The following is a 12,505-nucleotide window of genomic DNA, read 5'->3' on the forward strand; positions in this document are numbered from 1 at the left end:
TTGCTTTAAGGTTCATTGTTGAGTTAAAAGATGAAATTATTTTGATTAATAATCAAATGTAGTAAACTTCTCTTATTTATTTAGATTTTTCGAGATGTGGCTATTACAGATGTTTTTTCTAGACTCTTTTAATTTGATACTAATGTAGATTCCTATTATTATAACCGGTATAGCCATTACAATTTCATACCACTCCATATTTTGAATTTTAGGTAGTCAAAATATAAAATGCTAATTTATAGTCGTATGCGATTCGGGAATATTTATTATTTAAATTTCGGAATAAAAAAAGATGCCCGGAGGCATCTTAGTTTTCGTGGTATTTCTGAAGTTTGAATTAATATTTTTTGAACACCTTATGAGTTTATTAATTTAAAAAAGTCTGAAAGTTTAATATTTCTAGCTTCGCAAATCTTATTTAAAGTGTATAAAGTGATAGTGTACTTTTCATCATTAAATATTCTTCTGGCAGTCTTTTCATCAATGTTGTGACTGAGGGCAAATTGAGTTTTTGCCTGCTCGTTACCAATCCATTCCTTGGCTATATAGTCACATATTTTTCTGTTTAAATCGGCCATATAGACAAATTAAGATGTTAAATCTCAAAATTTATCGGACAGCTGTCCGATTGTAGGAATTAATTATTATATTTGTGTCAGAATATTTAAATTTGCGATTCTTCATATAAATAATATTTGAAGCATTCGCTTTGAATCCCGCCATTGAAAACTGGTAATTTTTGCAACGGGAAGATAAGTGTCAATGCTCACGCTCCAGGGCGTGGGCTCACTTATTGTTGCACGGTATACCAGTACCTCAATGGCAATAAGCTGAGTTCCGCGCCTTTTTTTGTGGCATAAACTCAACGATTCTCTGCGCATCTCTTCACTTATTTACGGATTGCAAATCATTACAGATTTTAGAACACAGCAAAGCCTGCCTCAACGCCATTTCTTGGATTTTGAAATTTAGTTTAGGTTGGGGCAGCTTTTTAAATGATTATCTAACCAAACCCTACAGCCTATGCTATAAACAATCTAACTAACACTTCAATCAAAAAAAGGCCCTCTGCATCTTCTTGGCGGTTGAACAGAGGACCGGTAGACAAACAAAACTAATGTTTCATTTAACCAAACCAATATTATGAATAAAAATTCATTGTACAAGGCTCGAGCGCCTTTATTGTACTTACTTTTTATAAGCCTATTTTATTGTAATGCCTTATTTGCCCAAAGCGCACAATCTACTAATGTTACAGGCATAGTGACTGATGCCAATGGAGTATTAACCGGAGTAACAGTAAATGTGAAAGGTACTAACCAAAGTACCATAACCGACAATGCAGGAAAGTTTGCCCTAACTACTAACTCAAATGCAATACTGACTTTTAGCTACATAGGATACAAGGAAGTCACTGTCACGCTTGACAGCCGTTCTGTTATTAATGTAACGATGCAGGAGGATTCAACAACTCTGAAAGAAGTTACTATTAATGCTGGCTATTATACTGTAAAAGACAAGGAGCGTACAGGGAGCATTTCGAAAATTACATCCAAGGATATTTCAACACAACCCGTGGCTAATGTGCTTGCTGCGATGCAAGGACGTATGGCAGGTGTCGATATTACCCAAACGACTGGAGTGCCGGGTGGTGGATTTGATATTCGGATTCGAGGGTTGAACAGTTTGCGTAACAGTGGTAATGCGACGTTGTATGTAATTGATGGCGTGCCGTTTGCCTCGGATGCTATTGGAGATTCGCAAACCTCATCGACTTTGCCTACAGCTACGAGCCCGCTAAACTCGATCAATCCGAGTGATATTGAAAGCATCGAGATTTTGAAAGATGCCGATGCTACCGCTATTTATGGTTCTCGTGGTGCTAATGGTGTGGTCCTGATTACTACCAAAAAAGGCAAGGCAGGAAAAACGCAGTTTACTGCTAGTGCCAGTACCGGAACTGGGCAAATTACCAAAAAGCTTGACTTGCTGAATACCGCACAATACCTTGCGATACGCCAACAAGCGTTTGTTAACGATGGTATTACTACTTACCCCTATAATGCTTTTGATGTTAACGGTACTTGGGATGTGAACCGCTACACCGATTGGCAAAAGGAATTAACTGGTGGTACTGCTGTGATTAAGACGTTGCAAGCTAATGTTTCGGGAGGTTCGGCACAAACCCATTTTTTGGTTAGTGGGAACACCTATACCCAAAGCACTGTATTTCCGGGAGACTTTGACTATAAAAAAGGGGCTGTGCATGTGAGTTTGGATCATGAGAGTGATGATAAACGGTTTAAAGTAGTATTCTCGGGTGGTTATGATGTACAGGATAACGACCAACCTGCAGCCGACCTTACGCGGATTTCGAGAAATCTTGCTCCGAATGCTCCTGCGCTATATGATGCCGATGGCAACCTAAATTGGGAAAACAGTACCTGGGAGAATCCGTTAGCGGCTTTGCGTTCGGAATCTTTAGCTAAAACGAATAGTTTGGTGGCAAACAGTACGTTTTCGTATCAATTGCCTTATGGGTTTACTGCTAAGACTAGTTTGGGGTTTACCGACTTGAGGCATCATGAAAGCCGGACCGATCCTTCGACCATTTATGACCCTGTATATGAAGCCGGAGCGGAATATTCGTCTATCTTTTTAACTACTTCAAGCCGACAATCGTGGATTGTAGAACCGCAATTGCAATGGAACCGCACGGTTGGTAAAGGTAAAGTGACTGCCTTGGTTGGTGGGACTTTTCAAAATCAAGAAAGTAACAGTATGCTGCAATATGGGTCGGGCTTTACCAGTAATAGTTTGCTGTACAATTTAGCTTCTGCCAGTTTTAGCAAAACCTTTTATGATGATGTGACCGAATACCGTTATCAAGCCTTTTTTGGAAGGGTAAACTTTTTATGGCAGGATAAATACATTTTGAACCTGACCGGTCGTCGTGATGGGTCGAGCCGGTTTGGACCTGGTAAGCAGTTTGCTAATTTTGGCGCTGTGGGTGCTGCCTGGTTGTTCTCGGACGAGAAACCGATTAAAGACAAAATACCTTTTTTAAGTTTTGGAAAACTTAGAGGCAGCTATGGGATTACGGGAAATGATCAGATAGGCGATTATCAGTTTTTAAATACCTATCAATCGAGCGGTACGGTGTATGACGGCACGGTGGGATTGAGCCCGATACGGTTGTATAATCCTAATTTTAGTTGGGAGACCAACAGAAAGCTAGAAGCGGCTTTGGAGCTTGGTTTATTGAAAGACCGCATCTTTACTACAGTGAGTTGGTACAGAAACCGCTCTTCGAACCAGTTGATTGGTATGCCATTGCCTGCTACCACAGGTTTTACTTCGATGCAATCGAACTTGGCTGCTACTGTTGAGAATACCGGATTGGAATTGACGCTGCGCACGGTGAATGTGCAAAAAGATTCGTTTGGATGGACAACGAATTTTAATCTTACTGTGCCTAAAAATAAGTTGATTGCTTTTCCGGGGCTTGCCAGCAGTACCTACAGCAATCAATATGTGATTGGAGAATCTATTAATATTAAAAAACTGTATCACTTTACCGGTGTGAATCCGCAAACGGGTGTTTATGAGTTTGAAGATGTGAATGGAGACGGTCAATTGACCATTGCCGATGCCCAAACGGTTAGGGATTTTAGCCCGACTTATTATGGTGGACTGCAAAACCAGTTGCGGTATAAGCACTTTCAATTGGACTTTTTGTTTCAGTTTGTGAAGCAATTGAACTGGAATGCGGCTACGCAGTATTCGGCTCCCGGTGCTTTTGGGAATCAACCCGCTTCTGTTGTGGGCGGTTGGCAGCAAGCAGGTGATATCGCTACCCATCAAATTTATACCACCGGATTGAATAGTGATGCCGTGAATGCTTATGGACGTTATGCCACCAGTGATGCTGCTGTGAGTGATGCCTCATACATACGATTGAAAAATGTAGCCCTTTCGTATGTAGTACCCAGCTATGTGAAAGGATTGCAATGTAAGTTGACTTTGCAGGGTCAAAACCTACTACTTATTACACCGTATAAAGACGGTGATCCCGAGTTTAGAAGCTTTAATTATCTGCCTCCTTTACGCATTGTTAGTTTAGGAGCCGAGTTTAAATTTTAAAAAGAAGAGACATGAAAAATAAACTAAAAACTATATCATTTTTTTGGCCAGTGGCTGTTTGGGGCGTATTACTGTGCCTTGCTACTTCGTGTGATAATTTTGTAGGTGTGGAGCAACCTAATTCGCAACTGACGGGTACGGCTGTATTTGAAAACAATACTACTGCAACTGCTGCCATGAAGGACATTTATGCTAAGATGCGCGACAATGGGTTACTGACCGGTAAGTCGGTTGGGTTATCGAACTTACTAGGGCAATATACTGATGAATTGGTGTGCTATCAGACAGGTGTTACTACGGCAGAACCCTTTTATAACAATAGTGTGACGGCTACTAATGGTTATGTGCAACAGTTGTGGAACAGTACCTATAATCAGATTTATGCGACTAATGCCGTGATTGAAGGTGTTACTGCTTCGACAGGTATGACTACTGCACAAAAAAATCAACTTATTGGGGAAGCGCTTTTTGTTAGGGCGTTGCTGCATTCCTATTTGGCAGGTGTTTATGGTGGTTGCCCTTATATTACCACAACCGATTATGTGCAAAACAGTACTGTGCATCGATTGACTACCGTGGCAGTTTATAATGAGTGCATTGCTGATTTGGAGGAATCTGCTACGTTGTTGCCAGAGAGCTATATTAGTTATGAAAGAATAAGACCCAACCAATATGCTGCTAGAGCGTTGCTTGCCCGATTGTATTTGTATACAGGGCAATGGGCACAAGCCAGTAATGAAGCTTCGGCGGTGTTGAACCAAACGGCAATGTATGTGTGGGAACCGGATTTAGACAAGGTATTTCTAAAAGAATGCACGAGTACTATTTGGCAATTTTCAGCCAGTGGTGGCTATGCTAATGCGCAGGAAGGTGCTTTGTTTGTTTTTAATGCAGGTCCTCCACCTACGGTAGCATTGAGTCAGTATTTATACAATTCGTTTGCCACAAATGACCAACGTAGAAATCATTGGATTAGAAGTATTACCGATGGCACGACTACTTGGTACCAACCTTATAAATACCAACAGGATAACAGTTCGACAACGACTACTTCGTATTCGGTTATGTTGCGACTGGCAGAGCAGTATTTGATTAGAGCGGAAGCCCGAGCGCAACAAGGTGATTTGATAGGTGCCAAGCAAGATTTGGATTTTGTACGCAACAATGCCGGACTTGGTGGTACTACTGCTACGACTAGTACCGCAATTATTACTGCGGTTATGGAAGAGCGCAGGTTTGAGTTTTTTACCGAATTGGGCATGCGCTTTTTTGATTTGCAACGAACAGGAGCTTTGGATGCAACCTTAACTCCTGTTAAACCGGGATGGAATACTACAGATGGTCTTTGGCCGGTGCCTCAATCGGAATTATTGATTAACCCAAATCTTGCTCCGCAGAATGCAGGCTATTAGAATGAGAAATCCATTTATTATTTTTTTTGTGTTAGTTTCCTGCTCTGTCATGGGGCAGGTTACGAACAAAAAGCTTCTTACCGAGGCAGATTACCATTTATGGAGTACTATGGAAATGCAAGCAGTGTCTGCTAAAGGGAATTGGGTAAGCTATCATTTGGCTTATGAGAGTGGTATGGATACCCTTTTTGTGCGGAATAAAGAAGCTACCAAAACCTATTCTTTTGCCAAAGGGTATGATGGGAAGTTTGCCAAAGATGCTTTTTTTAGTTGTATGCTGCCGGACAATGTACTTTCGGTTTTGAATTTAAAAACAGGAGTCGTTAGGCAGCTTAAAGAGATTACCCAATATGCTTTCTCGGCGGATGGCACTACTTTGGTTACGTTGACCGAGACACAACAACTTACTATGGAACGGCTTGATGGTATTGGAACGGAAACGATAGCCTCTGTTACCAGGTTTTATCTTAATCCGACCACTACGGGAATGGTTTATGCCATAGCAAAGGAAAAAGCCTCGTTGCATTATTGCCCTTTTGATGGTAATAGGGAGCATTTTCAGAAATTGGAATCTGATGGTGAGGCTACCTTTGAAAACATTGTTTGGCAACGCAAAGGGCAATCTTTTGCCTTTGTGAAAAGTTATAAAGACACGCTTGATATTCGGAATGGTAAAAACCTGTATGTATATCGATTAGCCGGGAACAAACTTTTTGGTTTTGATGCAAATAGTGTGCCTTCTATAGCCAAAGGCAGTCGCATAGAAGCACCACTTTGGACCCGCTTTATGATTTCGGATGATGGGCAACGGGTGTTCTTTTATCTTACTGAGCCATCGGCTACAAATCCTGAAAAGCCATTAGTACAAATATGGAATGGCAATGATGCCTGGCCTTACCCGCAGGCGCAACGAACAGGTAGGTTTGACAAGGCGTCGAAATGTGCTGTTTGGTGGCCTGATAGTGGGCGATTTTTAAGGATAACAAGCACAGAGCTACCTAAAATGATGTTGAGTGGTGACCAGCACTATGCGGTTACTTACAATCCGATGGGGGATAAACCTCAGTTTACTCAGGATTTTACCGCTGATTTTTATATTACAAATTTGTCAAGTGGAGAAAAAACTAAATTCTTGGCGGATCAACTATGTGATATTGCGGAAATCACGCCCTCATATGGCGGTAAGTATGTAGCTTATTTTAAAAACAAGCAATGGTGGGTTTATGATATCGCCCGTAAAAAACATTTTAATGTCAGTATTGGAATTAGGGAATCGTTAGCTGATGAAGCAAAGGATAAGTCAGGGCAAAAGCCAGCTTGCGGCATTGTAGGATGGACGAAAGATGATACCGATATTATCCTTTATGATGAATATGATTTGTGGAGCGTAAGTTTGGCCGATTTGAAAGCCAAGCGACTTTCCAGAGGAAGAGAACAAGGAATTTCTTTTCGATTGGTTTATCCGTTGGGAGAGGTGAAACTGACGATGAACTTTGATGGGTTTACTTTTCGGGAATTGGATTTAAGCAACAAACTTTATCTACAAGCCTTTGGAAAAGATACCAAACAATCGGGGTTCTATGAATGGAATGGAACTGAAAAGCCAATCGTGTTTAAAGATAAAAGCATTACTCAATTTGGTTTTACAACTGGGAGTGATACCTACTATTATGCTGAACAGGATTTTGATGCGCCACCGGCTATCATGGCTATTGGGAAATTGAAAAATGTTGCAAAAATTGTGGTGCAGAGTAATCCGCAACATTTTACTTATCATTGGGGTACCTCACAACTTATCAGTTACACCAATTCTAAAAATCAACATTTGCAAGGTGCTTTGTACTACCCGGCAAACTATAACCCATCAAAAAAATATCCCATGGTCGTTTATATTTATGAGCGGTTGAGTCAGGAGGTTCATCGATATGTTAACCCAACACTGCACAACAACATTGGTATTAATACCAGTAATTTGACTGCTCATGGCTATTTGGTTTTGCATCCCGATATATCGTATACTATGGACGATGTTGGTATTTCGGCAACGGATTGTGTGGTTAGTGCCACTAAAGCTGTGATAGCTATGGGTATAGTACAACCTGATAAAATAGGGTTAACAGGTCATTCGTTTGGAGGCTATGAAGTTAATTTTATCGCTACGCAAACGGACATTTTCGCTACCATTGTTTCGGGTGCAGGCTCTTCGGATTTGGTTAACACTTATCTTTCGATTGGGTGGAATACCGGTAAAGTTGAAACTTGGCGATTTGAAGATCATCAGTATCGCATGCCACTGCCTCTGTTTTCTAATATGGAGGGATTCTTGAGGAATTCTCCGGTTATGCAGGCTCAAAACATCACTACCCCTATGCTAATTTGGACGGGTGAAGAGGACCGGCAAGTGGATTATCATCAAACTATAGAATTTTACAATGCTCTACGACGGTTAGGGAAGAAAACTATTATGCTTGTTTACCCGAACAATGGGCACATATTGACTGAAAGTGATAGTAGAGAAGACTTTACCCATCGGTATGAATCATGGCTTGCTACTTATTTAAAAGATGCATCACCACCTGAATGGATTGCAAAAGGAATGCGATAACCAATCTTTATAAAATCAAAAGCAGTTCCTAGTGATTAGGAACTGCTTTTTTTGTGTTTAATGGTTTAGTTAAGTCTCCACAACTGAACCGCACAATGTGTGGCATCGGTCATCCCAAAGATTTGCGCACCTCCCGTTTGGGTTTCTGTACACAAAACTCCTGTGTTCACGTTGTCACAATTGTTTTTAAACACACAAGTAGGACCTTGTTTGATGTAGCCCGGCACTGAGCTTACAGCTTTAGCATTTTTTGATGCTGTGGTAGTGAAAGCACTGGCTACTGCTGCTGTAAAAAGGATTACAGACAGGAACATTTTTCCATTTTTCATGATGTAAAAAATTAAATTATTGATTTGATCTACTTTTTTCTACAGGTGTTCGATCTTATTCCTGATGCTATATTATTTATCGCCTTGCCGATGTATCGAGTTGATAGGCTACCAGAGTGTTATTAAACAGGAAGTACACTTTGCCTTTTGTGGCCCACATAGTTTGTGGCTTTTTATCGTTAAGATTATAGACATAAAAGCTATACTCGTAAGTTTTGGTGTTGAGGTTGTATACATCAATCACAGAGGTTTGTTTCCAGAGGTTAAGTGATTCATAACGTCCCCGAAGGTTGGAATTCACAAACAGTTGATTGCCTGAAGTGCTGCTGAGCTTATTAACCATCAGTGGAGGTACTGCCATCTTTCTGTCGCCGTTACTTAAAGTGGCGATTTTAATCTTAGCCGTAGTTGTCGTATCAATGGTGTTTCCGCGATAGGAAAGTTTTACTGTTTTATCGGCCACAATAAATTGATTGCGGTAATAGTAGCTGTAGATGAGTTTTTGAATTTGTGGATTGTAGCGCAGTATTCCGTCACAATCGAAGATGCCGTCTATTTGTTTTTGCAAAAGCCCTTCACCATAGATTACCCTTGTTTTATTATTTGAAAAGGTCATGGTTCCTAGTATACTTTGTCCTGTTTTTAGGCTTTTACCGCGAAAGATTGCTGAGGTGGAATCGATGGGTTCAAAGGAAGAGAAGAATGTTTTACTATCAAGAAGTTGTTTTGCTTGCCAGTTTGATATGTCGCCTTTGAAGATACAGGGTACGGTACCGTCTGTTAGGTAAAAACTAGAATCGATTATCCTAACTTGCGCTGACCGGAATGGTAGTTTGTAGGTATTGAGTTCAATTTTATAATTACCTACTAGCTTCAAATCACTACTGATGGCTACTATTGAAAGTGGTGCAGCATAGTTTCCTAAGTAAAGAATGCCATTAGTCATCCCTGCAAAATAATATCCGTTGTATGGTAAGGTTAATTGCCCTGATTTACTGTAAAGATGCGGCGGATATCTGCGGACAAAATTGTTTTCCTGATGGATGATTTGCTCTGATTTTAGGAAGAGAAAGAGAACTATACCAACCGAGAAAATACTTGTTGTGAGTAGGACGATTAGTTTATATCTTGTTTTCCAAATTTTGTTTTGTAGTGGTAATTGTTCTAACGAAAAAATGATTGCTACTGCGGCAAGAAAGCAAAAGACTAAGTTGAAAAGTAGGTGTTGGTTCCATGTCATTTTTTCCAGTATTCCGCCGCAGGAACAAGGAACAAATTCACTGTAATGTAATATGATATATATGTAAGCCGAGAACATCATCATTAACCCAAAAGAGGCTACCAAGGCAAAGAATTGTGTGCGATTAAACATTAGTAAAATTGCAATACTAATTTCAAAAGCAGGAATAAACCAAGAAACCCAGCCGGCAAATGCACTTAGTAATGGAGACTGCCCTAGTTGAATGGTAAAGCTTTCGTAATCGGATAATTTGCTGAAGGCTGCATAGGTGAAAAGGATAATAAACAAGTAGCCAACAATGTCGATGCAATACTTTTTAATGGTGACCGAATTTTTCATTTGCAATGCTTTTAATACTGTAAAATTCTATAAATGAAATATTTATGTTATTTCAATTCGGGAATATTTACAAGTAAAAAACGGAATAAGATTACAAATCAGTATTCTCGCGCTTGAGTTCGCTTGGAGGATAATTGAATTTTTTTTTGAATGCTTTGTAGAAGTTGGTATAATCAGTAAAACCACTTAGTAAAGCAATTTCTTTTAAAGGAATTCTGGTTTTTTCTATTAATGTATGGGCCTTTTTAAGTCTTTCCTCATTATAGAATTGGTAAATACTGGTTTTTAATAGTCTTCGAAAGTTTTCTTTTAAAGTGAATTCGTTTGTGCCGAACATTTTTGATAGCCTCTTTGTAGATGGTAGTGGTTCTTCTAAATGATTTTGAATGTAATCGAGGACTTTTTGAACCATGAGGACTGTGGTATCGTTTGTTGCACCTAAATCAATTTTAGTATTCTTGTATGGACTAGAATATCCAATTTCCTGCAATTTCTCTGCTACTTGGTTGAGCATGTTTGCCAGTTCATCAAATTGCTCATCAAGACCTTCTACTACCATTCGATAGTTTAGATTACCATAAGCTATTTCTAATAGCATACGGTAAATGGATTTTATTCGTTCCTGGTTTTGTTGCTTGTCCATCGGTATATGTAATTGAAGAAGTATCGGAAGGGATATGGGAAGTGAGGACAAAGCTATGTAATGTGTATTTCTGAATCAAGAAGTATAGTGTGTGATTCGGGAATTAAATACTATATTTTTTGGTTATTTTACAAACAAAAAGCATTGCAGTTTACTTGCAATGCTTTTTACTTATTGAGTAATACTTTTTACAATTAACCTGTATAGCTTAATAAAACTTTACCATCTTCAGACTGCATAATATCTTTTAGCGTATCCCTTAAAACTATCATATCTGCACTTACTTTAATATCAAGTACACGAGCATAGATTTGTGTACTTTTCAAGTTTTTGTGACCAAGCATTTTGCTAACACTTTCAATTGGCACGCCATTACTAAGTGTAACTGTTGTTGCAAAAGTATGTCTAGCCGCATGAAATGTTAGGTCTTTATTAATGCCACAAACATCAGCTATTTCTTTTAAGTAACTGTTCATTTTTTGATTACTTAATATTGGTAAAACACGATTTTCATTAAGACATTTAGGACTGTTTGAATATCGGTCAAGAATTTCTTTTGCAATTGGCAGTAAGGGAATATTAGATGGTCCATCAGTTTTCTGTCTGTTTTTAAAAATCCATATTATACCATCAATCCCTAAAGAAATATTTTCGGGAGAAAGTTGTTTTACGTCAATATATGCAAGACCTGTATAGCAGCTGAAAACAAAAATATCCCTAACCAATTTAAGACGTTCTGATACAAAATTTTTCTTGTAGATAGTTCTAAGTTCAACAAGTGTCAAATAATCTCTTTCGACTTCCTTTACTTTAGCCTCATACTTGAGAAATGGGTCTCTGACTATCCATTCATTTTTAAGACAAATATTGATTATCTTCTGAAAATTCTTCACATACTTTACTGCCGTGTTGTGGCAGCAATCTTTTTCTGATTTCAAGTAAAACTCATATTCAGTTACAAATTCGTAATCTATATCGGCAATGTTCATGTCAGTCGCTTTATACTTCCATTGTATAAAACTTTCTGTATGCTTTAATGAAGTATCATAGCGCTCCGCAGTTCCTTTAGCGAATTCATCAGGGACTAAAGCCCACATTTTTCTATTGTGTTCTTTGAAAATAGGAACTATCATATACTTAGCTTGATCAGTACCTGTTACTTTTGATTTGACAACCGCAGCCGTAACAGGCTTTTTATCTTTCATGGCCATGTGATGTGCATCATAAATCTCCTGTTCAAAGGTTTTAAGATAGCTATTCATAGATTTTACTTCTTGGGTTCTACCAATTAGTCTTTGCAATTTATTATCCCAAAGTTCCGGTGGAATACTTCTTTTGCATGAGATTTCTTTTGGAATACCATCGATTGTGATTCGTGCATAAAGAGGCACAGTTCCGTTGGCTTTTTGTTTGTTCTTTTTGAGTAGAAAAAGAAGGCTGAAAGTTTTGTTCATAATGATGTCATTTTAGATTTATAAAATTATCTATCAATCACACCTGACACAAGATGTACACTATTTGAACAGGTTGTTAGTCAGGTCGTTCAGCGAATTTCAGTGACCCATTTACGTTGAAATAAATAGGTCACTAAATAGGTCACTGATACGATACCATTTAATGAACTTCTTTGATACAGCTACAAAGCAAAAAACGCCGTAAAACATAAGTTTTACAGCGTTTTGCTTCAATTTACCTTTCGGTCAGCGGAGAAAGAGGGATTCGAACCCCCGGACCTGTTACAGTCAACAGTTTTCAAGACTGCCGCAATCGACCACTCTGCCATTTCTCCAATAA

General features: G+C 39.0%; 8 protein-coding genes and 1 tRNA gene. 3 read left to right on the top strand and 6 right to left on the bottom strand.

The window, feature by feature from the left end; genetic code table 11:
* Positions 1–356 precede the first annotated feature (356 nt).
* A complete protein-coding gene (locus tag V7D82_RS12455) occupies positions 357–578 on the bottom strand; it encodes a helix-turn-helix transcriptional regulator (RefSeq protein WP_333601306.1) in 222 nt (73 codons plus the stop codon).
* 565 nt (positions 579–1,143) lie between these two features.
* Between V7D82_RS12455 and V7D82_RS12460 the strand changes: the two genes are divergently transcribed.
* Genes V7D82_RS12460 through V7D82_RS12470 form a run of 3 tightly spaced genes read left to right on the top strand, consistent with a single transcriptional unit; the run spans position 1,144 to position 8,160 of the window.
* The gene (locus V7D82_RS12460) at positions 1,144–4,143 is read left to right on the top strand and encodes a SusC/RagA family TonB-linked outer membrane protein (RefSeq protein WP_333601307.1); all 3,000 of its coding nucleotides are present in this window, start codon (positions 1,144–1,146) and stop codon (positions 4,141–4,143) included.
* Between the two features lie 11 nt (positions 4,144–4,154).
* Positions 4,155–5,555, top strand: coding sequence for a RagB/SusD family nutrient uptake outer membrane protein (locus V7D82_RS12465; RefSeq protein WP_162128020.1), 1,401 nt, complete (start codon positions 4,155–4,157; stop codon positions 5,553–5,555).
* 1 nt (position 5,556) lies between these two features.
* Positions 5,557–8,160, top strand: a complete 2,604-nt coding sequence (locus V7D82_RS12470; RefSeq protein WP_333601308.1) for an alpha/beta hydrolase family protein — start codon at positions 5,557–5,559, stop codon at positions 8,158–8,160.
* A 65-nt stretch (positions 8,161–8,225) separates the two neighbouring features.
* On the opposite strand, the gene V7D82_RS12475 is transcribed toward V7D82_RS12470, so the two are convergent.
* The 5 genes from V7D82_RS12475 to V7D82_RS12495 form a co-directional block, all read right to left on the bottom strand.
* A complete protein-coding gene (locus V7D82_RS12475; RefSeq protein WP_162128024.1) occupies positions 8,226–8,489 on the bottom strand; it encodes a DUF6520 family protein in 264 nt (87 codons plus the stop codon).
* 76 nt (positions 8,490–8,565) lie between these two features.
* On the bottom strand, positions 8,566–10,068 hold the full coding sequence (locus V7D82_RS12480; protein ID WP_162128025.1) for a MauE/DoxX family redox-associated membrane protein: 1,503 nt from the start codon (positions 10,066–10,068) through the stop codon (positions 8,566–8,568).
* 91 nt (positions 10,069–10,159) lie between these two features.
* A complete protein-coding gene (locus V7D82_RS12485; RefSeq protein WP_333601309.1) occupies positions 10,160–10,666 on the bottom strand; it encodes a helix-turn-helix domain-containing protein in 507 nt (168 codons plus the stop codon).
* Between the two features lie 239 nt (positions 10,667–10,905).
* Entirely contained in the window at positions 10,906–12,165 is a 1,260-nt protein-coding gene (locus V7D82_RS12490; RefSeq protein ID WP_162128027.1) for a site-specific integrase, read from the bottom strand.
* Between the two features lie 250 nt (positions 12,166–12,415).
* A tRNA-Ser gene (locus V7D82_RS12495) sits at positions 12,416–12,500 on the bottom strand.
* Positions 12,501–12,505: the final 5 nt, after the last annotated feature.

It is taken from the genome of Flavobacterium sp., from assembly GCF_036741995.1.
Lineage (GTDB): Bacteria > Bacteroidota > Bacteroidia > Flavobacteriales > Flavobacteriaceae > Flavobacterium.